This window comes from Streptomyces tricolor (genome assembly GCF_002155905.1).
Lineage (GTDB): Bacteria > Actinomycetota > Actinomycetes > Streptomycetales > Streptomycetaceae > Streptomyces > Streptomyces tricolor.
Window position 1 is genome coordinate 1 of record NZ_MUMF01000054.1, and the last position, 24,463, is coordinate 24,463.

General features: G+C 72.9%; 20 protein-coding genes. 5 read left to right on the forward strand and 15 right to left on the reverse strand.

All coding sequences use genetic code 11. The features are described from left to right. Positions 1–483: lipopolysaccharide biosynthesis protein (locus CCN44_RS04440; protein WP_086696923.1), on the forward strand; the 483-nt coding region annotated here is incomplete at its 5' end. Further along, positions 480–1,619, forward strand: a complete 1,140-nt coding sequence (locus CCN44_RS04445; protein ID WP_086696905.1) for a GNAT family N-acetyltransferase — start codon at positions 480–482, stop codon at positions 1,617–1,619. The genes CCN44_RS04440 and CCN44_RS04445, both read left to right, overlap by 4 nt. Here CCN44_RS04445 and CCN44_RS43070 read toward each other — a convergent pair. The 4 genes from CCN44_RS43070 to CCN44_RS04465 all read right to left on the reverse strand — a co-directional run bounded on the left by CCN44_RS43070 (position 1,616) and on the right by CCN44_RS04465 (position 5,046). After that, positions 1,616–2,749 carry a glycoside hydrolase family 26 protein gene (locus CCN44_RS43070; protein WP_107502045.1) on the reverse strand — a complete coding sequence of 378 codons (1,134 nt, stop codon included), beginning with the start codon at positions 2,747–2,749 and terminating at the stop codon, positions 1,616–1,618. The genes CCN44_RS04445 and CCN44_RS43070 overlap by 4 nt on opposite strands. A 218-nt stretch (positions 2,750–2,967) precedes the next feature. After that, positions 2,968–4,065, reverse strand: a complete 1,098-nt coding sequence (locus CCN44_RS04455; RefSeq protein WP_086696906.1) for a chaplin family protein — start codon at positions 4,063–4,065, stop codon at positions 2,968–2,970. A gap of 112 nt (positions 4,066–4,177) precedes the next feature. Continuing rightward, entirely contained in the window at positions 4,178–4,405 is a 228-nt protein-coding gene (locus CCN44_RS04460; protein WP_059249639.1) for a chaplin, read from the reverse strand. A gap of 242 nt (positions 4,406–4,647) precedes the next feature. After that, a complete protein-coding gene (locus CCN44_RS04465; RefSeq protein WP_059249640.1) occupies positions 4,648–5,046 on the reverse strand; it encodes a rodlin in 399 nt (132 codons plus the stop codon). A gap of 246 nt (positions 5,047–5,292) precedes the next feature. On the opposite strand from CCN44_RS04465, the gene CCN44_RS04470 reads away from it, so the two are divergent. Then, entirely contained in the window at positions 5,293–5,691 is a 399-nt protein-coding gene (locus tag CCN44_RS04470; protein WP_059249641.1) for a rodlin, read from the forward strand. Between the two features lie 51 nt (positions 5,692–5,742). Here CCN44_RS04470 and CCN44_RS04475 read toward each other — a convergent pair whose 3' ends face one another. The 4 genes from CCN44_RS04475 to CCN44_RS04490 all read right to left on the reverse strand — a co-directional run bounded on the left by CCN44_RS04475 (position 5,743) and on the right by CCN44_RS04490 (position 12,775). Further along, positions 5,743–7,665, reverse strand: a complete 1,923-nt coding sequence (locus CCN44_RS04475) for an AMP-dependent synthetase/ligase (RefSeq protein WP_059249642.1) — start codon at positions 7,663–7,665, stop codon at positions 5,743–5,745. 99 nt (positions 7,666–7,764) lie between these two features. Beyond that, positions 7,765–8,619, reverse strand: coding sequence for an ABC transporter permease (locus CCN44_RS04480; RefSeq protein ID WP_086696907.1), 855 nt, complete (start codon positions 8,617–8,619; stop codon positions 7,765–7,767). Further along, positions 8,616–11,267: a CocE/NonD family hydrolase gene (locus tag CCN44_RS04485; protein ID WP_086696908.1), complete on the reverse strand. Its 2,652-nt coding sequence runs from the start codon at positions 11,265–11,267 to the stop codon at positions 8,616–8,618. Before CCN44_RS04485 ends, CCN44_RS04480 begins: the two co-directional genes overlap by 4 nt. 116 nt (positions 11,268–11,383) lie before the next feature. Continuing rightward, on the reverse strand, positions 11,384–12,775 hold the full coding sequence (locus CCN44_RS04490) for an APC family permease (RefSeq protein ID WP_086696909.1): 1,392 nt from the start codon (positions 12,773–12,775) through the stop codon (positions 11,384–11,386). A gap of 436 nt (positions 12,776–13,211) precedes the next feature. On the opposite strand from CCN44_RS04490, the gene CCN44_RS04495 reads away from it, so the two are divergent. After that, positions 13,212–14,033: an SCO4651 family lipoprotein gene (locus CCN44_RS04495; RefSeq protein ID WP_086696910.1), complete on the forward strand. Its 822-nt coding sequence runs from the start codon at positions 13,212–13,214 to the stop codon at positions 14,031–14,033. A gap of 60 nt (positions 14,034–14,093) precedes the next feature. Here the strand turns inward: CCN44_RS04495 and mmsA are convergent, their stop codons facing one another. The 5 genes from mmsA to iolC form a co-directional block, all read right to left on the reverse strand. Beyond that, complete coding sequence (gene mmsA, locus CCN44_RS04500; protein WP_086696911.1) at positions 14,094–15,596, reverse strand: CoA-acylating methylmalonate-semialdehyde dehydrogenase; 1,503 nt, start codon at positions 15,594–15,596, stop codon at positions 14,094–14,096. A 16-nt stretch (positions 15,597–15,612) separates the two neighbouring features. Then, a complete protein-coding gene (gene iolD, locus CCN44_RS04505; protein ID WP_086696912.1) occupies positions 15,613–17,490 on the reverse strand; it encodes a 3D-(3,5/4)-trihydroxycyclohexane-1,2-dione acylhydrolase (decyclizing) in 1,878 nt (625 codons plus the stop codon). Then, positions 17,487–18,326, reverse strand: coding sequence for a 5-deoxy-glucuronate isomerase (gene iolB / locus CCN44_RS04510; RefSeq protein ID WP_086696913.1), 840 nt, complete (start codon positions 18,324–18,326; stop codon positions 17,487–17,489). The genes iolD and iolB overlap by 4 nt, the downstream gene beginning before the upstream one ends. A gap of 7 nt (positions 18,327–18,333) precedes the next feature. Further along, positions 18,334–19,170: a Cgl0159 family (beta/alpha)8-fold protein gene (locus CCN44_RS04515; RefSeq protein ID WP_059254995.1), complete on the reverse strand. Its 837-nt coding sequence runs from the start codon at positions 19,168–19,170 to the stop codon at positions 18,334–18,336. Positions 19,171–19,445: 275 nt separating this feature from the next. Then, positions 19,446–20,396 (reverse strand): 5-dehydro-2-deoxygluconokinase, encoded by a 951-nt coding sequence (gene iolC / locus CCN44_RS04520; protein WP_086696914.1) that lies wholly within the window; start codon positions 20,394–20,396, stop codon positions 19,446–19,448. A gap of 352 nt (positions 20,397–20,748) precedes the next feature. On the opposite strand from iolC, the gene CCN44_RS04525 reads away from it, so the two are divergent. Then, the gene (locus tag CCN44_RS04525; protein ID WP_059249651.1) at positions 20,749–20,949 is read left to right on the forward strand and encodes a helix-turn-helix transcriptional regulator; all 201 of its coding nucleotides are present in this window, start codon (positions 20,749–20,751) and stop codon (positions 20,947–20,949) included. A 48-nt stretch (positions 20,950–20,997) separates the two neighbouring features. Here the strand turns inward: CCN44_RS04525 and CCN44_RS04530 are convergent, their stop codons facing one another. Together CCN44_RS04530 and CCN44_RS04535 are read right to left on the reverse strand one after the other, a co-directional pair. Continuing rightward, the gene (locus CCN44_RS04530) at positions 20,998–22,041 is read right to left on the reverse strand and encodes a zinc-dependent alcohol dehydrogenase family protein (RefSeq protein WP_086696915.1); all 1,044 of its coding nucleotides are present in this window, start codon (positions 22,039–22,041) and stop codon (positions 20,998–21,000) included. A 30-nt stretch (positions 22,042–22,071) separates the two neighbouring features. Continuing rightward, positions 22,072–24,339 carry an MMPL family transporter gene (locus CCN44_RS04535; protein ID WP_086696916.1) on the reverse strand — a complete coding sequence of 756 codons (2,268 nt, stop codon included), beginning with the start codon at positions 24,337–24,339 and terminating at the stop codon, positions 22,072–22,074. Positions 24,340–24,463 lie beyond the last annotated feature (124 nt).

Consider the following 24,463-nt stretch of genomic DNA (forward strand, 5'->3'; position numbering starts at 1 on the left):
GGCGAGGGCGCCGACACCGCCACCGCGCTCGGCTTCGCCCAGGCCTACGGCCGGGTCGCCACCCAGGTCGCGGTGCTCGGCGACGCCCAGGAGCAGGCCGGGGTGCCGGTGAGCGCCCTGCGCTCCGGCGTGCGCACGGCGACCTCGCCGGACGCCCCGATGGTGGCCGTCTCCGCCACCTCCGTGGACCCGGCCCGGGCCGCCGCCATGGCCGACGCGGTCGCCCGCGCGCTCACCCGGCACGCCAACGCCGCCAAGGCCGCCACGCACGTCGGACTCCTCCCGTTCTCCCGCGCGGTGCGGCCGAGCGAGCCGGCCACGCCGTCCGCCGGGGTGACCGCACTGGTCGGGGCGAGCGCGGGCGGGCTGCTCGGCGCCCTCGCGCTGCTGGTACGCCCGGGGCGCCGGCCCGCACCGGAGCGGGTGCTCCCGGCCCGGGTGCCCGGCCCGGCCGTCGCCGTCGACGCGCACGGCCAGCGGTGACCGCCACCTACCCGCTGGGCACGGCGAGCCCCGCCCGCCGCCCGGACCTCGTCACCGAACTCGTCACCGACGAGGCCGCCTTCGCCGCGCTGGGCCCCGCCTGGGGACGGCTGTACGGGCGGTGCGCCGCCGCGACCCCGTTCCAGAGCCACGCCTGGCTGCACTCGTGGTGGCTGTCGTACGGCCGGCCCGGGCGGCTGCGGCTGCTGGTGGTGCGGGCCGGCCGGGAACTGGTGGCCGTCGCGCCGCTGATGCTGGTCCACCGGCCGCTGCCCGCGCTGGTGCCGCTCGGCGCGCCGATCTCCGACTACACGGACGTGCTGCTGGACGACGGGGACGACGGGCGGGCGGCCGGTGCGCTGACCGAGGCGCTCGCGGACGCGGCCCGCACGGCACTGGTCGACTTCCGCGAGGTGCGCCCGGGCGGAGCGGTGGAGCGGGTCTACGACCGCTGGCGCGGGCCGCGCCGCACGGTCCGCGACTCGCCGTGCCTGGAGCTGCCCGCCGTGCCCATGGACGAGCTGATCGCCCGGCTCCCGTCGGGCAAGTCCGGCCAGCGGGCGCGGGCCCAGCTGCGCCGGCTGACCGCGCTGGGTGTACGGCGGCGCGTGGTGGGCGCGGAGGGGGTGGAGGCGGCGCTCGGCCGGCTGCTGGAGCTGCACCGGTTGCAGTGGCAGGGGCGGAAGGTGACGGGCGAGCACCTGCGGCCCCGGTTCCGCGAGCATCTGGTGCGCGCGGTGGGCGAGATGGTGCGCTCGGGGAACGCGGTGGTCACCGAGTTCCTGCTCGACGGCGAAGTGGTGGTGGTCGACGTGACGCTGCTCTCCGGCAGCCTGGCCGGCGGCTACCTCTACGGCGCCCATCCGGGTCTGCGACAACGGAAGGCGGACGTGGCGGTGATGCTGCTGGAGGCCTGCGCCGAGCACAGCGGCGGCGGGCAGCGGGGCACGCTGAGCCTGCTGCGCGGCGACGAGCCGTACAAGCGTCACTGGCGGCCCGAACGGGTCGTGAACCGGCGGCTGCTCATGGCCCGGCGGCGCACCGCCCCGCTGCTGACGGCCGCGCTGTGTGACGCGGCCGTCCGGCAGCGGGGCAGGGAAGTGCTGCACCGGTGGCGGGAACGCGGTCGGCGCTAACGGCTCCGCGACCGCCGGTCCCAGCGGACACAGGGCTTTCCGCCGAGCCAGGACCCGATCCAGTCACCCGGGTCCGGCGGTGGGCAGCCGGCCGGGGGCCGCGGGGCGGGAGTCGGCGCCGGCTGTGCGGTGCGGCCGTACAGAGCGGCCCGGTAGACCCGCGACGAGCGCGGGTTGGCCGCGCACTGCCACACGCCGTGCGGGCAGTAGTCGGTCAGCGTCTGGTACAGCGGCCGGTGCGCGTCGATCCAGGCGAGCATGCGCCGCATGTACGCGGCGTTGTCGCCGTTGCGGAACAGCCCCCATTCCGGGAAGGAAAGGGGCTTGCCGTGGGAGTGCGCGAAATCCACGTGGTGCCGGAGGCCGTAAGGCTCACGGACCTGTTCGTCGAACGACATGCCGCTCGGCTGGTCGTAGGCGTCCATGCCGATGATGTCGACCGTGTCGTCCCCGGGATAGCACTCGGTCCAGGGCACGGCGTCCCGGCCGCGGCTCGGCGTGAAGTCGAACCGGAATCTCTGGCCCGGCACCGCGCGCATGGCGGCGACGATCCTGTTCCAGTACGTCTTCCAGGCCTGCGGGTCCGGTCCGCAGCGATGGGTGTAGGTGATGCCGTTCATCTCCCAGCCGAGCACGATCACCGTGTCCGGCACCCGCAGCCGCACCAGCCGTTCGGCCAGGTTCCTGAAGTGGTGGTCGAACGCGCCGGCCGCGGCCTGCCGCAGCAGCCGCCGGACCTCGTCGTCCGGGACGTCCTCCTCGTTGCGCTCCTGCATCGGCACGTTGAGGACGAGCGTCCGGTCCGCCTTCTGCCGCCGCCAGTGCGCCCATACGTCCAGGAAGCCGGGCGGGCCCTCGATGTCCCGCCACTGGCCGCCGGGCAGGTAGGTGTGGGCGACCTTCAGCTCGGTCCCGCCGAGCCAGCGACTCAGCTCGGCGATCCGCGCGACCCCGCGGGGCCCGGAGTCGAGGAAGGCCCCGAAGGGCGCCGGGACGGGGGGCGTGCGGGTCGTGGGGAGCGGCGGGCCCGCGGCATACCCGGGGCCGGCCGCCAGCGCGGCCGACGCGGCGACCGCCACCGCGACGACGGCCCGCCGCCCGGACCGGGCCCTGCGCTGTCGTGGAGCCATGCCCGCTCCCCTCTCCTCCACCGGCTACCGACGTTCCGTCACATCCCTATGCCGAACGCCCGAGCGGATATCGCTTCGGGGCCGCCGAACCCCCGCACGGGCGTATGGAAGGAGGGGAGAAAAGAGGGAAGGGGAAGAAGGAGCGGGCGCGCAGCTGCCGGTGTACGACCTGCTGGTGCGGGGCGGGGTGCCGGGGGCTCGGCCCGGCACCCCGCGCGTCATCGACGGGTGGCGGCCCGGCCTCGCCGGTACAGGATCGCCCCGGCCGCGATCAGCGCGGCGCTGGCGGCCGAGGTCGCCATCATCGTCCGGCCGTCACCGCCGGTGTGCGGGAGCATGGGCGGCTGCGGCTGCGGCTGCCCGGGGTGCTCCCCGCCGCCCCCGCCACCGCCGGGCGGCGGGGTGTGACCGGTACCCGGGGGCGTGCTGTGACCGCCACCGGGCGGCGTGCTGTGGCCACCGCCGGGGGGCGTGCTGTGCCCGCCACCCGGTGGGGTGCTGTGGCCACCGCCCGGTGGGGTGCTGTGGCCACCGCCCGGTGGGGTGCTGTGGCCACCGCCCGGCGGGGTCGTCTCGCCGCCGCCGTAGGGAGGCGGAGTCGTCTCGTCGCCGCCGTAGGGAGGCGGAGTCGTCTCGTCGCCGCCGTAGGGAGGCGGAGTCGTCTCGTCGCCGCCGTAGGGAGGCGGAGTCGTCTCGTCGCCGCCGTAGGGGGGTGGCGTGGTCCTGCCGCCGCCCTGCGCGGGCGGGGTGGTTTCGTCCTCCCCGTACGCGGGCGCGGGCGGGATGTTCTTGTCGTTCCCGCCGTGCGCGGGCGGGGCGGTCTTGTCTCCGCCGGGCGCGGGCGGAGTGGTCTCGCCGCCGTGAGCCGGCGGGGCCGTCTCTTCCCCGTGTGCCGGCGGCGTGGTCCCGTGTCCCCCGGTCGCGGGCGGGGTCGTCTCGCCGCCGCGCGGGGGTGCGGAGTGGTCGTCACCGGGGCCCGGCCGGCCGGTGGAGTCGTCGGAGGTGCCGTAACCGGTGTGGTCGTCGCGGTCGTCCTCGGAGTGCTCGCTGCCGCCCCGCCCCGTCGATCCGTGGCCGGCCGCGGCACAGGAGTTGCCGAAGGCCGGGTTCAACGCCGCGCCCGCGTCGACGGAATTGCCGCAGACATTGACCGGGACGTTCACCGGCACCTGGACGTTGTTACCGGCCAGCACCCCGGGGGAACCCTGGGCGGCGCCCTGCGCGTGGGAGTCGGCGAGCGCGGCGCCGCCGTACAAGGACAGCATGCCGGTCGCGGCGGCGGCCACGGCCATGCCCTTGCTGAGAGTCTGTCGCAATCTCGTGGTCTTCCTGCTCGAAGAAGTGGGAAGGCCGGCCCCGGAACGCGATCAACGGTCCGAGACCGGCCAGTACTCAGCCGGGGAAGCTGGTGGGATGCGCGGGCGAACCTCAGTTGTTGACGCAGGCGTTGCCGAACGCCGGGTTCAGCAGAGCGATGATGTCGACGGTGTTGCCGCAGACGTTGATCGGCACGTGGACCGGGATCTGGATCACGTTGCCGGACAGCACGCCCGGCGAGTGGGCGGCCGCGGCACCCGCACCGGCGTCGGCGAAGGCGGGTCCGCCCAGACCCAGGGCCAGGATGGCGCCCGTAACGGCAGCGACGGTCTTCTTCATGAGTGTTCCCTTCTCTGGGGTCATGCCCCGATGACGGCCAGAACCGTGCGAGCACGACGTGAACGGTCGCGGCACGGAACGAGGGATTGACACAACAGGAGACCGCGGAACGCGGACCGCGCGATAATCACTCGATCGCACCGCTTTCCTCACGCGTTTCTCCCTCGCCTGAATTCGGTGGGAAAAAGGCCCGGGCGGCCCGCAGACGATGCAGCGGACTGCCCGGGCCACGCCAGATCGGCTCAGCCTTCGCCGTTGGCCGAGAGAACCGACAGGTCCTCCAGGACGTGCGAGATCGCACCGTCGCGCTTGGCGTTCGTGGAGTTGTCGTTGCACTGCTGCTGCAGGTGGTCCGACAGGATCGGGATGTCCTGGACCACGACACCGATGAGCGCGGCGATGCCGACGTCCAGGTCCTGGACACCGACGCACGGCTTGTTGAGGGACCCCTGAACCAGCGAGAGCTGCGGGCTCATGTCGCCCTTCGTCGCCGAGTTGCCCCACGACGACGCGGCGCCGTTGCCATTCGCGACGGTCGGTCCGTCGTCGTTGCCGATGGCAAGCGCCTGCGGCGCGGCCGCCACCGCCATTCCCACGACAGAAGCGGCGGTCGCGGCGGCGACCATTGCCTTCTTGAGCACTTCGCGTTCCTTTCCTCGTAGCGACGCATGCCCTACGGCCTCATCAACCCGGCACATCGGGAATGGTTCCGCCGATTCACTCGGTTGGAGCCCAAACGCCCAAGAGGTGACGGAAAGTGCCCATCCGACAAACACACCACCAGTCCACCGGATCGGCCGACGGGGTGAACGGCAGAAACCAAGCACGGGCCGCGGAGTTGACCAAAGCGCTCCGGTGGACGGGGTTTCCTCAGAAAGGACTGGCCAGTGATCAAGAAGATTGTTGCCACTGCGGCCGTCGCCGCTTCGGCCTTGGGCGCCTCCGCTGCCGCGGCACCGCAGGCGCTGGCGATCGGAAACGACAGCGGGCCGACCGCCGCCAACGGCAATGGCGCTTGGCAGAGCTACGGCAACTCGGCCACGTACGGGAACATGAGCCCGCAGATCGCCCTGATCCAGGGCTCTTTCAACAAGCCGTGCATCGCCGTGACCGACCTCCCGATCGGCGTCGGCGCCCTGATCGGTGTCAATGTTCAGGACATTCCGATCCTGTCCGACCACATGCAGCAGCAGTGCACCGAGAACTCCTCGAACGTCAAGCGCGACGGCGCGCTGGCGCACCTGCTGGAGGACGTGTCGATCCTGTCCCAGAACGGCGAGGGCTGACCCAGCACGCGAAGCGGGCCGCCGAGTGGTTCGGCGGCCCGCTTCGGCGTGTCAGCGGCGGTACAGCTCCTCGATCCGCTCGGCGTACGCGGCCGTCACCGCGTGCCGCTTGACCTTCAGCGAGGGCGTCAGCAGCCCGTTCTCCTCGGTGAACTCCCCCTCCACCAGTGCGAACGCGCGGATCGACTCGGCGCGGGAGACGGCCTCGTTGGCGTAGTCGACCGCCTTCTGCACCTCGGCGCGCAGCCGCTCGTCGCGCACCAGCTCGGACAGCGGGGTGTCCGGGGGCAGCTTCCGTACCGCCAGCCAGTGGGCGAGCGCCTCCGGGTCCAGGGTGATCAGGGCGGCGACGAAGGGCCGGTTGTCGCCGACGACCAGGCACTGGCCGACGGGTGAGCGGCTGCGCAGCCGGTCCTCCAGGACGGCCGGCGAGACGTTCTTGCCGCCGGAGGTGACGAGGATGTCCTTCTTGCGGCCCGTGATGGTGAGATAGCCGTCGTCGTCCAGCGCGCCCAGGTCGCCGGTGGCGAACCAGCCGTCGTGCAGCACGGCGTCGGTGGCGGCCGGGTTGTTCCAGTACGACCCGAAGACGATGCCGCCCTTGATCAGCACCTCGCCGTCGTCGGCGATGCGCACGGACACGCCCGGCACCGGCCGGCCGACCGTGCCGGGGCGGGGGCTGAGCGGGGGCACGATCGTGGCGGCGGCGCTGGTCTCGGTCAGGCCGTAGCCCTCGTAGACGACGATGCCGGCCGCGTGGAAGAACAGGTTGAGGTTGCGGTCCAGCGGGGAGCCGCCGCTGACCGCGTACCGCATCCGGCCGCCCAGCTCCTTGCGGATGCGGCGGTAGACCAGCAGGTCGTACAGCGCCCAGGCGGCGTACAGGCCGGGGCCCGGTCCCTTGCCGGTGCCGAGGAAGCGGCGCAGGTGGGCCTCGCCGAAGCGGACGGCGATCCGCTCGGCGCGGTCGAAGGAGGCGGCCCGGCCGATCTTCTCGGCGGTGGCCCGCCCGGTGTCGTGGATCTTCTCGAACAGGTACGGCACCCCGACCAGGAACGTCGGCCGGAACTCCTTGAGCGCGGGCCGCAGCTCGTCGGGCCTGACGCTCGGGAAGTGACCGGTCTCGATCCGGGCCAGCAGGCAGGCCAGTTGCAGGGTGCGGCCGAGGATGTGGGCGAGGGGCAGGAAGAGCAGGGTGGACGCGGTCCGGCCGGTGACGGCCTGGAAGACCGGGTGCAGCAGCTCGACGGTGTTGGCGGCCTCGGCGTGCAGGTTGGCGTGGGTGAGGACGCAGCCCTTGGGCCGGCCGGTGGTGCCGGAGGTGTAGCAGAGGGTGGCGACGGTGTCGGGGGTCGGCGTGGCGCGCCGTTCGGCGAGGTCGTCGTCGGGGACGGCCCGGCCGAGGGTGGTGAGGTCGGCGAGTGCCCCGGCGTCCAGTTGCCACAGCCGGGGCGGGTGCGGGTGGCCGGCCGTGGCGGTGGTGACCGTGGCCGCGTTCTCGACGGTCTCGGTGACGGCGAACCGGGCGCCGGAGTCGCGGACGATCCACTCGACCTGCTCGGCGGAGGAGGTCGGGTAGACCGGCACGGACTGGCCGCCGGCCGCCCAGATCGCGAAGTCGAGGACGGTCCACTCGTAGCGGGTGCGGGACATCACGGCGACCCGGCCGCCCGGTTCGAGTCCGGCGGCGATCAGTCCCTTGGCCACGGCGGCCACCTCGGCGGCGAAGGCCGCGGCCGTGACCGGGCGCCAGGTGCCGGTGCGGTCGCGGCGGCGCAGCAGCACCGCTTCCGGGGTCTCGGCCGCGTGCGTGAACGGCAGGTCGGCCAGGGAGCCGGAGGTGAGCGGGGGTGCCAGGGGCGCGGCCCGCACCTCGCGCACCGCGCCGGTGGCGTCCCGGACGATCTCCACCGTGGCGCGGTCCACGAGATCGGTCCGCTGCCGTGCCCGTTTCAGATCCCTGCGTACGCCCATGACGGCTCCCGGTGGCGGTACGGCCGACGGTCCTTACCGGTGAGTCAACTTACTCGGAAGTAAGGAAAGGTCAATGGGGCGCGCGGGACGGGATCACGGCTAGGAGACGACGTCCTTGCGGGCGAAGCCCCGGAAGGCCAGGGCGAACAGCACCAGGGCGTACGTCAGGGAGAGCGCGGTGCCCTGGATCATGCCGGACCACTCGGGGCGGGGCTGCACGGCGTCGGCCCAGGCGAACTGCCAGTGCGCGGGCAGGAAGTCCCGCCAGTGGCCGAGGGCGGTGACCGCGTCCAGGACGTTCCCGACGATGGTCAGGCCGACGGCGCCGCCGACCGCGCCGAGCGGGGCGTCCGTCTTGGTGGACAGCCAGAACGCCAGTGCGGCGGTGACCAGCTGGGACACGAAGATGTACGCCACGGCCACCAGGAGCCGCCGGGCCGCCGTACCCGTGTCCAGCGCGCCGCCGGTGGGGATCTCCAGCGGCCCCCAGCCGTAGGCGGCCGTGCCGGCGGCGAGCGCCACGAGCGGCAGCAGCACCATCGCCGCGAGGCTCAGCCCGAGCGCCACGACGAGCTTCGACCACAGCAGCCGGGCCCGCGGCACCGGCGCGGCCAGCAGATAGCGCAGCGAGGACCAGCTGGCCTCGGAGGCGACCGTGTCCCCGCAGAACAGGGCGACCGGGATCACCAGCAGGAAGCCCGCCGAGACGAAGAGGTTGACGGCGGCGAAGTTGGCGCCGGAGGCGGTGGCCGTGTCCATCAGCGTGACCTGGCTGTTCCGGCCGCCCGGGTCGCCGCCGACCGCGAAGGCGATCAGCAGCACGAAGGGCAGGACGGCCAGGATCGCGCCCATGACGAGGGTGCGCCGCCGCTTGAGCTGGCGGACCAGCTCGACCCGCAGCGGCAGGGTGCGCCCCGCCTGATAGCCGGAGGCGACCTCGGTGAGCGTGCTCATGCGGAACCTCCGATCAGGGTGAGGAAGGCGTCTTCCAGGCGGCGGTGCGGGCCGACCGAGGCGACCGGCACTTCCAGCCGCACCAGCTCCACGACCAGCTGCTCGGCCGTGCCGCCGGGTTCGAGCCGGACCAGCAGCCCGTCGTCGGTGCGCACGGCGGAGGCGACGCCGGGCAGCGCGCCCACCTTCTCCGCCACCGGCTCCTCCACCGGTGCGGCGGTGCCGACCAGCAGGGTGTCGCCGGAGCCGACGATCTCCCGGACCGGTCCGGCCTGCACGAGCCGACCCCGGTCCATGACCACCAGGTGGGTGCAGGACTGCTCGACCTCGGCGAGCAGATGGCTGGAGACGATCACCGTGCGGCCGCCGGCCGCGTAGCGGATCATCACCTCGCGCATCTCGCGGATCTGGGGCGGGTCCAGGCCGTTGGTGGGCTCGTCCAGGATGAGCAGGTCGGGCAGGCCGAGCATGGCCTGGGCGATGGCCAGGCGCTGGCGCATGCCCTGGGAGTACGTGCGCACCGCGCGGGCGAGCGCGTCGCCGAGGCCGGCGATCTCCAGGGCCTCGTCGAGGTGGGCGTCCTCCGGCGGGCGGCCGGTGGCCCGCCAGTACAGCTCCAGGTTCTCCCGGCCGGACAGGTGGGGCAGGAAGCCGGCGCCCTCCACGAACGCGCCGACCCGGGAGAGCACGGACGCGCCGGGCCGGATCGCGTGGCCGAAGACGCGGATCTCGCCCTCGTCCGGCCGGATCAGACCCATCAGCATGCGCAGGGTGGTGGTCTTGCCCGCGCCGTTGGGTCCGAGCAGGCCGAGGACCTGGCCCTTCTCGACGCGGAAGGAGAGGCCGCGGACGGCGTACCGCTCGGTGGAACCGGCGTACCGCTTGCTCAGGTCCTTGATCACCAGCGGGATGTCGGCCAGCTCCGGGTCGGGTGCGGGGGCGGACGTCCGGCGGCGGGTGGTGAGCAGCAGGGCGAGGGCGGCGACCGCGCCGGCCGCGGGCAGCCACCAGACCCAGGCGGGCAGGGGCGCGGCGGCGGTGGTGACGGCCGGAGCCGTCGGCACGCTCAGGTCGCCCTTCAGGGAGACGGTGTACGTCGCCGGGGCGGCCGGTGAGGCGTAGCCGAGGTCGGTGGAGGCGAGGACCAGGCGGAGCCGGTGGCCCCTCTGCACCTCGTGGTCGATCGCCGGGAGGGTGACGGTGACGTCCTTGCCGGTCCGGGCGCCGGTCACCCGGAAGGGGGCGACGAGCTGGGCGGGCAGCACCTGCCGGCTGCCGTCGGGGCCGACGTCGTAGACCTTGCCGAACAGGACGGCGTCCTCGGCGGTGGAGCTGACGCGGACGGTGGCGGTGGGGGTGCCGGTGATGCGCAGGTCGCGGGTGAGCGGGGCCGAGTCGAACGCGGCGAACTGGCCGGGGAAGTCCAGGGAGACGCCGACGCCGAGCGCGGACAGCTGGGCGAGGCCGCCGGAGCCGCCGAGGCCGGGCAGGGCGGAGACGCCGGGCGGGCTGGCCCCGGCCGGGTTGGTGACGTGCTGGGTGCGGCCGGTGAGGGCGATGGCGCGCCGGTGGTCACGCAGGCCCGGGTAGGCGGGCGCGCTCGCGCCGCGCAACTGGGCGGTGCCGTCGGTGGAGTCGATGCCTCCGGTGCGGGTGATCCGGAACGCCGGGCCGGTGTCGGCGGACCGGTCGCCCTTCAGATACCGGTCGAACCAGGCACGCACGCGTGCCTCGACCCGGTCGGTCTCCATGTCGCCGCCGTCGTGGCCGCCGGCGATCCAGTCGACGGCGACGGGGGCGCCGTTCGCGCGGATCGCCTTCTGGGCGGCGTCGGCCTGGTCGAGGGTGAACAGGGAGTCCGTCTGCCCCTGCACGAGCAGGGTGGGCACCTTGATGCGGTCGCCGACGGCGGACGGCGAGCGCTCCCGGAGCAGCTTCCGGGCGGCCGGGTCGGGGGTGCCGGACTCGGCGACCCGGTCGTACATCCGGCACAGCGCGGGTTCGAACTTCGCGCAGCCGCCGCCGTTGTTGAAGAAGACGCCGGCCCACAGCTTCTTGAACACGCCGTTCGGGAACAGGGCGTCCGCGAGGTCCCAGTAGGTGATCGCCGGGGCGATGGCGTCGACCCGGTGGTCGTGACCGGCGGCGAGCAGCGAGACCGCGCCGCCGTAGGAGCCGCCGGCCAGGCCCACGCGCGGGTCGCCGGGCTTGTCGAGCCGCACCTGGGGCTGCCCGGCGAGCCAGTCGATGAGCCGGGAGACGTCGGCGACCTCGCCCTTGGGGTCGTTGAGGCCGATCTTCCCGGTGGACCTGCCGAAGCCGCGCGCGGACCAGGTCAGGACCGCGTACCCGTCCCGGGCGAGGTCCTCGGCCTGCCGGCGCATGTCGTCCTTGCTGCCGCCGAAGCCGTGCGCGAGCAGGACGGCGGGGTGGCGGCCGGCGTCGGCCGGGGTGAAGTACGAGGTGTCCAGGCGCACCCCGTCGACCGCCAGGACCCTGTCGCTTCGGCGCACGGTCCGGGTGTCGTCGGAGGCGACGGCCGCCGTCCACGTCCCGGCACCGGCGAGCACCGCAACGGCGGCCACGGCGGCGGTGAGCCGACGGGGCCGCCGCAGGAAGCTCCGCAGGGCGGACAGTCGAAGATCCATGTGTCAACGGTACGGGGCGGTACCGACCATGGCTGCCGACCGGGGGTTGAACGGGGGCCCCTCCCCCAGGAGTACGGGGGAGGGGCTCTGTACCGCGCTCGTGGTACGGGGCGCGGTCAGGCCTGCGCGTCCTCCGGGATCGACACCCGCCAGTGGGTGTCGCGGCGCGGGCGGAGGTAGAGGGCCCAGTAGAGGGTGGCGACCGCGGTGATGCCGCCGGTCCACAGCAGGTAGCCGGTCTCCTGCTGGGTCAGGATGTACGTCAGGACGGCGATGAGCAGGACCGGCATCGCGGGCCACAGCGGCATCCGCCAGGCGGGCGTGTGCCGGTGGGAGCCGCGGCGGGCGAGCAGGGCGGCGATCGCGACCAGCAGGTACATGCCGGTCACCGAGACGCCGGTGACGCCGTACAGGGTGTCGAGGTTGACGAAGCAGAGGACCGCGCCGGGGACGCCGACCGCGAGGGTGGCCACCCAGGGGGAGCCGAAGCGGCCGAGCTTGGAGAAGAGGGCGTTGACCGGGCCGGGCCAGGCCTTGTCGCGGGCGGAGGCGAACAGGACGCGGGAGTTCTGGATGACCATGACGATGCCCGCGTTGATGATCGCGAGGGCCACGCAGAGGCTGACGAAGGTGCCGACCGCGGAGTTCGACCAGGCGGTGACCATGGAGCTGATGTCGCCGCCGGTCAGTTCCGCCAGGTCGGAGGCGCCCATGGTGATCGCGGCGACCGGCACCAGGATGACCACGGCGGAGATGGCGAGGGTGGCGAGCACGGTCCGGGCGACGTTGCGGCGCGGGTTCTCCAGTTCCTCGGAGAGGTAGACGGCGGTGGAGAAGCCCTGGGTGACGAAGAGGGCGATGGCGAGCCCGGAGACGATCAGCATGGCGGTCACGGTGTCCGTGTGCCCGTCGGCGCCGGCCACCTGGAAGGAGACCAGGCTGCCCGCCCCGCGGTGGCCGTGCGAGAAGCCGAGCACGGCGACGACCCCGGCGGCGACGACCTCCAGGACCAGGAAGACGCCGGTGATCCAGGCGTTGGCGCGCAGGTCGAGCAGGCCGGCGAGGGTGGCCAGCAGCATGACGCCGGCGCCGGTCATGGACGGGTCGAGGTGGACGAGGGGGGCGAGGTAGTCCGCCGTGCCCATCGCGATCACCGGCGGCACGATCATCACGACCAGCAGGGAGAGCACGAAGACCAGCCAGCCCGCGAGCCGCCCGGCCATCGTCGACACCATGGCGTACTCGCCGCCCGCGCTGGGGATGAGGGTGCCCAGCTCGGAGTAGCAGAACGCCACGGCGATACAGAGGAGGGAGCCGATGGCGATCGTCAGGGCGGTGGCGGTACCGAGGGAACCGAACAGATCGGGGACGACCACGAAGAGCGTGGAGGCGGGCGTGACGCAGGACAGCGTCAGCAGCGTGCCGCCGACGACACCGATGGAACGCTTCAGCCCCGGTGCGGGGGCCGTCGCGGTGTCTACCACGGACTTCTGGAGCGTGTCGGTCATACGGCGGTTCCGATCGACTTGTGCGACTGAGGGTGGGGTCGGGAGCGCTATCGCCTCCGGCGGATCGTCGTACGTTCGTCTCGTCCGCTCCCGGCGCTGCATAGAGAACCCCGACGAAAACCGCCGCGTCAATGGCCGTTTACCTACGGAATCCGCAGCTCCGGAGGGTCGAATCGAGCATCACTTTCCCAGGCCGTGACGCCCTGTAGGCGCATCCACCAAGCCCAGGCCGAATGTGACCTTGCTTTCAAAGGTCACCTCCCAGCAACCCCTTCGTCACCCGTTTCATCCCCCCAGAACGAGAACCGCAGCCAAGGTGTCAAAAAAATGTCAGCCGTCCGGTATTCGGACGGCCCCACCGGATCGCGTCCATGTCAGACATGGCCGATAGAGTGCGCCCCGCACACAGCAGGCACACAGCTCTAGGGGTGGGGACATGAGGAAGCGGAACACCGCCGTCTGGGTGGGCTTCACGGCAGCGGCGCTGGTGGCGGCCTCCGGCTGCGGCACGGAGAGCGCGAAGAAGACCGTCAGGGCGGCCGACAAGGCCGGCCCCGCGATGGCCGCGCTGGCCCGGGCGACGGACCGCACGGAGCAGCTCGGTTCGGCCGAGGTGAGCATGACGGTCGACACCGACACCAGCGGCCCGGTCGCCATGGAGGGCACGTACTCCTGGGGCGACGGGTACGCCTTCGACGTGGAGATGGACACCAAGGCCGCGAACATGCAGGACGTGAACCACTCCCCCACGACGCGCGTCCTGTTCGTCGACGGCGCCTACTACTACGACGTCGACGCCTTCCGCTCCGGCCCCTACCAGGGCAAGGACTGGATCAAGGTCGACGGTTCGGCCGTGTTCGGCAAGAAGGGCGCCCAGGCCTTCAGCGGGGACAACGGCAGCCCCTCCGCTTCGATGAAGGGCCTGAAGTACGCCAAGGACGTCGACAACCTCGGCACGGAGACCGTGAACGGGCAGCGCACCACGCACTACCGGGCCGTGATCGACAAGGCGGGCATGGGCAAGTTCGCGGACGCCTACGGCGAGGGCAGCCCCATGGGCGCGGCGACCGGAGCGAAGTCGATCGCCATGGACGTGTGGGTCGGCTCCGGCGACCTGCCGGTGCGGCTGAAGCAGAAGCTGGGCACGATGACCATCAGCATGGACTTCGACAAGTTCGGCAAGACGGCCGCCGTGAAGGCCCCGCCCGCCGCGCGCATCGCCGACCTCACCGAGATGGTCAAGGAGCAGCAGGGCTGAGCACGGCGGTGCCCCGCCTTCCCCCGGCGCGGGGGAAGGCGGGGCACCGTGCCGTCCGGCTCAGTGGTTGCGCGGGAAGCCCAGGTCCACGCCCGCCGGGGCGTCGGCCGGGTCGGGCCAGCGCGTGGTGACGACCTTGCCGCGGGTGTAGAAGTGCGTGCCGTCGTTGCCGTAGATGTGGTGGTCGCCGAAGAGCGAGTCCTTCCAGCCGCCGAAGGAGTGGTAGCCCACCGGCACCGGGATCGGCACGTTCACGCCGACCATGCCCGCCTCGATCTCCAGCTGGAAGCGGCGGGCGGCGCCGCCGTCCCGGGTGAAGATCGCGGTGCCGTTGCCGAACGGGGACGCGTTGATGAGGGCCACGCCCTCCTCGTAGGTGTCGACGCGCAGCACGCACAGCACCGGGCCGAAGATCTCGTCCTGGTACGCCTTCGCGCTGGTCGGCACCTTGTCCAGCAGCGAGATGCCGATCCAGTGGCCGTCCTCGAAGCCCTCGACGGTGTAGCCGGTCCCGTCGAGCACCACCTCGGCGCCCTCCGCGGCGGCGCCGGAGACGTAGGAGGCCACCTTGTCGCGGTGGGCGGCGGTGATCAGCGGGCCCATCTCGGACGCCGGGTCGTTGCCCGGACCGATCTTGATCTTCTCGGCGCGCTCGCGGATCTTCTCGACCAGCGTGTCGCCGATGGAGCCCACGGCGACGACCGCCGAGATGGCCATGCAGCGCTCGCCCGCGGAGCCGTAGGCCGCCGAGACCGCCGCGTCGGCCGCCGCGTCCAGGTCGGCGTCCGGCAGCACCAGCATGTGGTTCTTGGCACCGCCGAGGGCCTGCACGCGCTTGCCGTGGGCGGAGGCGGTGGTGTGGATGTAGCGGGCGATCGGGGTGGAGCCGACGAAGGAGACGGCCTTGACGTCCGGGTGCTCCAGCAGACGGTCGACGGCCACCTTGTCGCCGTGGACGACGTTGAAGACGCCGTCGGGCAGACCGGCCTCGGCGAGCAGCTCGGCGATCCTGACCGACGCCGACGGGTCCTTCTCGCTCGGCTTCAGCACGAAGGTGTTGCCGCAGGCGATGGCGATCGGGAACATCCACATCGGGACCATCGCCGGGAAGTTGAACGGCGTGATGCCGGCGACGACACCGAGCGGCTGGCGGATGGCGGCCACGTCGACCCGGCTGGCGACCTGCGTGGACAGCTCGCCCTTGAGCTGGACGTTGATCCCGCAGGCCAGGTCCACGATCTCCAGGCCGCGCGCGACCTCGCCGAGCGCGTCGGAGTGCACCTTGCCGTGTTCGGCGGTGATCAGCTCGGCGATCTCGTCCCGGTGGGCGTCGAGCAGCGCCCGGAACTTGAAGAGGATGGACGTGCGCTGGGCCAGCGAGGACTGGCCCCAGGTGCGATAGGCGTCCTTGGCCGCCGCGACCGCCGCGTCCACCTCCTCGACCGACGCGAACGCGACCTTCGTGGTGACCGCGCCGGTGGCCGGGTCGGTGACCGGCCCGTACGCGCCCGACGCACCGTCGACGGTCTTGCCGCCGATCCAGTGGTTGACGATCTTCGTCATGCCCTAAGACTCCTTCTCACAGATGGCGGCGTCGGGTCGAGACGTGCCGTTCGTACAGCTCACGTGCCTTGACCGCGGAGGGTCGGGTCGCGGTCTCGGCCACAGGAACATCCCACCAGGCCTGCGCTTCGGGCGCGCCCGACACAGTGTCGGACGTTTCGGTCTCCACGTAGACACATGTGGGAGTGTCGGCGTCCCGCGCCTCGGCGAGCGCCGCGCGCAGGTCCCGTACGGTCGTGGCGCGCAGCACCCGCATGCCGAGGCTGGCCGCGTTGGCCGCGAGGTCGACGGGCAGCGGGGCGCCGGTGTACGTGCCCTCCTCGCTCGGGAAGCGGTAGGCCGTGCCGAACCGCTCGCCGCCCACCGACTCCGACAGCCCGCCGATGGACGCGTACCCGTGGTTCTGCACCAGCAGCATCTTGATCGCGATGCCCTCCTGGACGGCGGTCACGATCTCCGTCGGCATCATCAGGTACGTGCCGTCGCCGACCAGCGCCCATACGTTCCGCTCGGGCGCGGCCAGCTTCACGCCGAGGGCGGCCGGGATCTCGTAGCCCATGCAGGAGTAGCCGTACTCCAGGTGGTACTGGTCGGCCGAGCGGGCCCGCCACAGCTTGTGCAGGTCGCCGGGGAGCGAGCCGGCCGCGTTGATGATGATGTCCGACTCGTCCACCAGCGCGTCCAGGGCGCCGATGACCTGCGGCTGGGTCGGCCGTACGTCGGCTTCCCGGGCCTCGAAGCAGGCGTCGACGCGCTGCTCCCAGCGCTCCTTGTCCTCGGTGTACGCGCGGACGTAGGCGTCGGCGACCCGGTGGCCGTGCATCCCCAGCCGCTCGGTCAGCTCCTCCAGGCCGCTGCGGGCGTCGGCGATCAGCGGGAGTCCGGCCAGCTTGTGGCCGTCGAAGGGTGCGATGTTGAGGTTGAGGAAGCGGACGTCCGGGTTCTGGAAGAGGGTGCCGGAGGCGGTGGTGAAGTCGGTGTAGCGGGTGCCGACGCCGATCACCAGGTCGGCGGTGCGGGCCAGCTCGTCGGCGGTGGCGGTGCCGGTGTGGCCGATGCCGCCGACGTCCTGCGGATGGTCGTACCGGAGTGAGCCCTTGCCGGCCTGGGTGGAGGCGACCGGGATGCGGGTCGCCGACGCGAACTCCGCGAGGGCCTCCTCGGCCCGGCTGTGGTGGACTCCGCCGCCGGCGACGACCAGCGGCCTGGCGGCGGCACGGATCGCCCGGACCGCCTCCGCCAGCTCGGCCGGGTCCGCGCCCGGCCGCCGTACGGTCCACACGCGCTCGGCGAAGAACTCCTCCGGCCAGTCGAACCCCTCCGCCTGGACGTCCTGCGGCAGGGCGAGGGTGACCGCGCCGGTCTCCACCGGGTCGGTGAGGACCCGCATGGCCTGGAGCGCGCTCGGGATCAGGGCCTCCGGCCGGGTGATGCGGTCGAAGTACTTCGACACCGGGCGCAGCGTGTCGTTGACCGACACATCGCCCGCGTACGGCACCTCCAGCTGCTGCAGGACCGGGTCGGCGGGGCGGGTGGCGAAGACGTCGCCGGGCAGGAGCAGCACCGGCAGGTGGTTGATGGTGGCGAGGGCGGCGCCGGTGACGAGGTTGGTCGCGCCGGGGCCGATCGAGGTGGTGACCGCGTGCGTGGACAGGCGGTTCGACTGGCGGGCGTAGCCGACGGCCGCGTGCACCATGGACTGCTCGTTGCGGCCCTGGTGGTACGGCATGACATCGGCGTACTCGATCAGCGCCTGGCCGAGGCCGGCGACGTTGCCGTGCCCGAAGATGCCCCAGGTGGCGCCGATCAGCCGCTGCCGCGCGCCGTCCCGTTCGGTGTACTGGGCGGCGAGGAAGCGGACGAGCGCCTGGGCGACGGTCAGCCGGATCGTCATCGGTACCCCCCTGTGGTCTGCGTGTGGTCGGGGTGGAAGCAGATCCGCCACTCCCGGGTCTCCCCCGGGCCGGCCATGACGTTGAGGTAGTACATGTCGTGCCCGGGCTGGGCGATGGACGGACCGTGCCAGCCGTCCGGGACGAGGACGGCGTCGCCGGAGCGGACCTCGGCGAGGACGTCGGATCCGCCCTCCCGCGAGGGGAACACCCGCTGGTAGCCGAGTCCGTTCGGACCGTCGATCTCGAAGTAGTAGATCTCCTCCAGCTCGGACTCCTCGCCCGGCCGGTGCTCGTCGTGCTTGTGCGGCGGGTACGAGGACCAGTTGCCGCCGGGGGTGATCACCTCTACGGCGATCAGCCTGTCGCAGTCGAAGGAGTCCGCGGAGGCGAAGTTGCGCACCCGGCGGGCGCAACTGCCGCTGCCGCGCTCCTCGACGGGGACCTCCGGCGCGGGGCCGTAGCGGGCGGGGAGTCGTCGCTCGCACTTCGCTCCTGCCAGGGCGAAGCGGCCTCCCGCGCCGGAGGCGATCAGGACCCGGGCGTCCCGGGGCGCGTACGCGAAGTCGGAGACCTCCGCGAACACGCTCCCCCGGCCCAGGAGTTGGAACTCGGCCTGCTCGGATGACGCAGTCTCAATTTGTACGGTACATCCGCCTTCCAGCGGAAGCACGATCCACTCACTGTCCCCGGTGGTGAACGTATGGCTGCCGCCGGGCGCCAACTCGACGACACGCAGGCTGCTGTGTGTCCAGCCGGCCAACTTGGGGTCGATGTCGACGACGTACGGGGCGTTCGCGGTGGCGCCCCGGGGCAGATGCAGATCGGTGCTGGTCATGCGGCCCTCACAGCAGTCCTACGGCGGTGTCCACGGCGGCGGCCACATCGCCGTCCGCCGGGTACAGCAGCGAGCGGCCGACCACCAGGCCGCGCACGGTGGGGAGCCGGAGCGCGCCGCGCCACTTCTCGTACGCGGCGACCTGGTCCTCCGGCGAGTCGCCTATGTCCCCGCCGAGCAGTACGGCGGGCAGGGTGGAGGTCTCCATGACCCGGGCCATGTCGTCGGGGTTCTCGGTGACCGGCACCTTCAGCCAGGTGTAGGCCGAGGAGCCGCCGAGTCCGGAGGCGATGGCGATGGACCGGGTGACCGCCTCGGCGGACAGGTCGTTCGTCAGCTTCCCTTCGGGGGTGCGGCGGCTGATGAACGGCTCGACGAACACCGGCAGCCGGCGCGCGGCCATGGCGTCGATGGCGCGGGCGGTGGACTCCAGGGTGGTCAGGGAGCCCGGGTCGGCGTAGTCGACGCGCAGCAGCAGCTTGCCCGCGTCGAAGCCGAGGCGCTCGATGTCCTCCGGGCGGTGGCCGGTGAACCGGTCGTCCAGCTCGAAGCTGGCGCCCTGCAGCCCGCCGCGGTTCATGGAGCCCATGACGACCTTGTGGTCCAGGGCGCCGAGCAGGAGCAGGTCGTCCAGGATGTCGGCGGTGGCGAGGACCCCGTCGACGCCGGGCCGGGACAGCGCGAGGCAGAGGCGTTCGAGCAGGTCGGCGCGGTTGGCCATGGCGAGCTTGCGGTCGCCGACACCGAGGGCGCCGCGGGCCGGGTGGTCGGCGGCGACGATCATCAGCCGGCCGTTCTCGTTCAGCAGCGGTCTGCGGGCCCGGCGGGCGGCGGCCTCGGCGATCGCCTCGGGGTGGCGGGTGCGGACGCGGACGAGTTCGGCGACGTCGACCCGGGGCGCACGGGTGCCCGCGGCGCCGGCGCGGCGGCCCGTCGCGGCGGAGTCGGGGCGGGGGCCCGCGGTGCCCTCGCGGGGAGCGTCCGTGATGCCCTCGCGGGGAGCGTCCGTGATGCCCTCGCGGGGAGCGTCCGTGATGCCCTCGCGGGGAGCGTCCGCAGCGCCTTCGGGAACGGTGCCGGCCCCGCCCTCGTGGTGCGTGCCCGCGACGCGGCCGGCCCTCACAGCACCGCTCCGGCGTCGAGCGCGGCGGCCACCTCGTCCGGGGTCGGCATCGCGGAGGAGCACTCCAGGCGGGAGGCGACGATGGCGCCGGCCGCGTTGGCGTACCGCATGATCGTCTCCAGGTCCCAGCCGGCCAGCAGGCCGTGGCAGAGGGAGCCGCCGAAGGCGTCGCCGGCGCCGAGTCCGTTGAGGACGGTGACGGGCAGGGGCGGGACCTCGGCCGACTCGCCCTTGCTGTCGACGGCGAGCACTCCCTTGGGTCCCTGCTTGACGACGGCCAGTTCCACCCCGGCGTCCAGCAGGGCGCGGGCGGCGGCATGCGGCTCGCGTACGCCGGTGGCGACCTCGACCTCGTCCAGGTTGCCGACGGCGACGGTGGTGTGGCGCAGCGCCTCGGCGTAGAAGGGGCGGGCGGTGTCGGGGTCGGCCCAGAACATGGGGCGCCAGTCGAGGTCGAAGACGGTGATGCCGGCCTTGGCCCGGTGGGCGAGCGCCGCGAGGGTGGCCGTGCGGCTGGGCTCCTCGCTCAGGCCGGTGCCGGTGACCCAGAAGATCCGGGCCTCGCGGATCGCGTCCAGGTCCAGCTCGTGGGCGTCGATCTCCAGGTCGGGGGCCTTGGGCCGGCGGTAGAAGTAGAGCGGGAAGTCGTCCGGCGGGAAGACCTCGCAGAAGGTGACCGGGGTCGTCAGGCCGGGCACGGGGGTGACCCAGCGGTCGTCGACGCCGAAGCCGCGCAGCGCCTCGTGGAGGTAGGCGCCGAACGGGTCGTCGCCGGTGCGGGTGATCACGGCGGTGTCCCGGCCGAGCCGGGCGGCGGCGACCGCGACGTTCGTCGCCGACCCGCCGAGGAACTTGCCGAAGGACGACACCTGGGCGAGCGGGACACCGGTCTGCAGCGGATAGAGGTCCACTCCGATCCGCCCCATGGTGATCAGGTCGTAGGCCATCGGCTTCCCTTCGTCATGGCTCTCCCCGGCTTTCTAGCCCTGTGCGGCGAGTCCTGTCAATGCTTTGTCCAGACATTCGGACCAGTTCCCTCGGGAGGGTGGCGGAGTGCCGTGAGGTGAGGTCGGGCCACTTCTCTATGGTTGCCCTGTGTGACGACTACGTCACAAACTGCACCAACTCGTCACGCATGTCACCGCTACGCGGGCCGTCGGTCACCAGCGGTCAACAGGCGCGCGCTTGCTGGTCACTCTGCGTCGCCCATGGGCACAGGGTGGGTGATCAGCGCAGCGCCCGGTCCCCCCGGCGGCCGTTCCCGGTCGTCGCCGCGGTGCGCGCGGGGAGGTGCAACGCATGACCGACCGAAGGCTCTGGTCCTACAAGGAGATCGCGGCGCACATCCGGGTGCAGCCGGACACCGTACGGTCCTATCGCAAGCACGGGCTGCTGCCCCCGCCCGACCACGTCGAGGGGGGCAAGCCCTACTGGTACGCCGACACGGTCCGCGCCTGGGTCGCCTCCCGCCCCGGCAACCGCGGACGCAGAGACGGCTGACCTCCGTCCCCGGGGGCACGGTGGCCGGGCGGCCGGCGGGGGCGGTCGTCAGCCCCAGGGGGTGATGACGGTGACGCCGGCGCCCGGTGCCGTGTCCATCGCCGCGAGCGCCGCCGGGGCCGCGTCGAGCGGGATCGTCCTCGTCACGAGGAGGTCCGGGCGCAGCACGCCGGAGCGGACCAGGTGGAGCATGCCGGGGTAGGCGTGGGCGGCCATCCCGTGGCTGCCGAGCAGTTCCAGCTCCAGGGCTGTCGCGCGGGCCAGCGGCACGGGCGTGGTGCCGTCGGCGGAGGGCAGCAGGCCGACCTGGACGTGCCGGCCGCGGCGGCGCAGACCGTTCACGGAGGCCGCGCACGTGGCGGGCGAGCCGAGGGCGTCCAGGGAGAGGTGGGCGCCGCCGCCGGTCAGCTCGCGGACAGCGGCGGCCGGGTCGGACACACCGGTCGCGTCCAGGCAGGCGGCGGCACCGAACGTCCGCGCGAGCTCCAGCGCCTCGGGCGAGACGTCGACCGCGACCACCCGGGCCCCCGCGGCCGCCGCGATCATCACCGCCGACAGCCCGACCCCGCCGCAGCCGTGCACCGCGACCCACTCCCCGGCCGCCACCCGGCCCTGCTGCACCACGGCACGGAACGCGGTGGCGAAACGGCAGCCGAGGGCGGCGGCGGTGGCGTACGGCATGTCGTCCGGGAGCGCGACGAGATTGACGTCGGCGTGGTCGAGCGCCACGTACTCGGCGAAGGAGCCCCAGTGGTGGAAGCCGGGCTGGGTCTGCCGTTCGCACACCTGCTGGTCGCCCGCCGCGCAGGAGGGGCAGCTGCCGCAGGCGCAGACGAACGGCACGGTGACCCGGTCGCCGGGCCGCCAGCCGGTGACCCGCGCGCCCACCTGCTCCACCACACCGGCGAGTTCATGCCCGGGCACGTGGGGCAGGGTGATGTCCGGGTCGTGGCCCATCCAGCCGTGCCAGTCGCTGCGGCAGAGGCCGGTGGCCTCCACGCGGACGGTCACTCCGTGCTCCGCGGGCTCCGGGTCGGGTACGTCCCGGACCTCGGCCGGCTTTCCGTACTCCTCGAACACCACGGCTCGCATGCATGCTCCCTTCGGAAACCTGCGCGCAGGCTAGACGCTCCGGGAGCCGCCGGGCCGTGCGGCCAGTACGGGTTCGTCGTGGCTGTCCGCGCCGCTCCCCGCGCCCTTTCCGGGCCTGCCCTGCTCCCCCTCGCTCAGGCCGAACCGTTCGTGGATGCGGCCGAGCCAGCCCGGCGCCCACCATGTCGCCCTCCCCGTCAGCCGCATGATGGCCGGCACCAGCAGGCTGCGGACCACCATCGCGTCCATCAGCACCGCGAGGGCGATGCCGAGGCCCAGCATCTTGGTGTTGGTCACCCGGGAGGTGCCGATGGCCACCATCACCACCGCGAGGATGACCGCCGCCGCGGTGATCAGTCCGCCCGTGCGCTGGAGGCCGAGCCGGACCGCTCGCTCGTGGTCGCCCGTGCGGTCGTACTCCTCCTTGATGCGCGAGAGCAGGAACACGCCGTAGTCCATGGAGAGGCCGAAGGCCGCGCAGAACATCAGGACGGGCAGGGTGGTCTCTATGGACCCGGTGCTGGTGAAGCCGAGCGGGCCGGACAGGTGGCCGTCCTGGAAGACCCAGACGACCGCGCCGAACATCGCCGTCAGGCTGAGCGCGTTGAGCACCACGGCCTGGAGGGGTATCAGCACGCTGCCGGTGAGCAGGAAGACCAGCAGGAGCGTGACGGCGGCTATGAACACCGCGGCCCAGGGCAGGCGTTCACCTATCGCGTCCTTGCTGTCCACGAGGACCGCCGCCGCGCCGGTCACCTTGGTGTCGAAGGGGGCGGGCACCGAGCGCAGGTCGCCGACCAGGCGCTGGGCGGGGTCGTCCACGGCCTCGCCCCTGGGCTGGACCGTGAAGTAGGCGGTGTCGCCCTCGACCAGGGGGCCGTCGACGCGGAGCACCCCGGGCAGCGCGGCCATCCGCTGCTTGTAGGCGGCGTACTGGGCCGCGGTGGCCCGGCCTTCGGCGAGGACTTCGAGGCCGCCGCCGGGGCTGCCGGGGAAGCCCTCGCGGATGTGCTGCTGCACCACGTGGGATTCGGCGGTCGAGGGCAGCTGCCGGTCGTCGGCCGTACCGAACTTCACGCCCAGGAAGGGCAGTCCGAGCAGCACGAGCAGGGCCGTGGTGCCGAGGGCGAAGAGCGGGGCGCGGCGCATCACCAGGCCGGCCGTGCGCGCCCAGGCGCTGCCCTCGGCCCGCTTCGGCTCACGGTCCCGGCGGAACAGGCGGCGCAGGTCCAGCGCGTTGACCCGGTGGCCGAGCAGGATCAGCGCGGCCGGGAGCAGGATCAGGGCGGCCGCCGCCGCGAGGAGGACCACGGCGATGCCGGCGTAGGCGAAGGACCGCAGGAAGTACTGCGGGAAGAGCATCATGGCGGCCAGCGAGACCGCGACCGTCAGGGCGGAGAAGAGCACGGTGCGGCCGGCGGTGCGCAGGGTCGTACCCACCGCGGTCGACGGGTCGGCGCCGGCGGACAGTTCCTCGCGGTAGCGGCGGACGATGAACAGGGCGTAGTCGATGGCGAGGCCGAGGCCGAGGGCCGTGGTGAGGTTCAGTGCGAAGACCGAGACGTCGGTGAAGGCCGTCAGGCCGCGCAGCACCGCGTTCGTGCCCAGGATGGCGACGATGCCGATGCCCAGCGGGAGCAGGGCGGCGACCGCGCTGCCGAAGACCATGACCAGCAGCACCAGCGTGATCGGCAGGGCGATCAGCTCGGCGCGGGTGAGGTCCTCCTGGATGATCGTCTGCATCTCGTGCCGCACCGCGACGATGCCGCCGAGCTTGACCTCGACCGGGCCGTGCGTGCCCCGGTAGTGCGGGGCGATGCGGTCCAGGGTGCGGCCCGCCGCGCCCTCGTCGCCGGTGATGCGGGCGGCGATCAGCGCCTCGTGCCCGTCTTCGGCGCGCAGCGCCGGGGCCTGTGCGGGTGCGGCCTGCCAGTAGGAGCCGACGCCGGTCACGCCGGGCTCCGCGGCCAGCCGCCGGACCAGCGCGCGGGCCTGCGCGGCCACCGCCGGGTCGTCCACCGAGGCCCGGCCCGCGTCCACCAGGAGCAGCAGGTTCGGCTGGGAGGCGGGGAACTCGCGCTCCAGTGCCTTGGTCGCGTACGTCGACTCGGCGGCCGGGTCCTCCCAGCCGCCGCTGCCGAGCCGGTCCGCGACGCCGCTGCCGGCCAGCACGGCGAGCGCGGTGAGCACCAGGGCCACCAGGAGCGAGAGGCGGGGCCGGGCGGTGACGAACCTGGTCCAGCCGCCGATCCGGGGAGGTCCGTCCTCGGGTCGCGGCGCCTTGTCGACTTCGGTCATCGTGCGGTGTCCCCTTCACCCTGACCAGCGCTGTCGCGTGCGAGCACGGCAGCATGGAGCAGTCATTGCCATAGACTGAAAACACGAGAGATCGCTCGCGTTTCACCAGAATGCGAGTGACCAC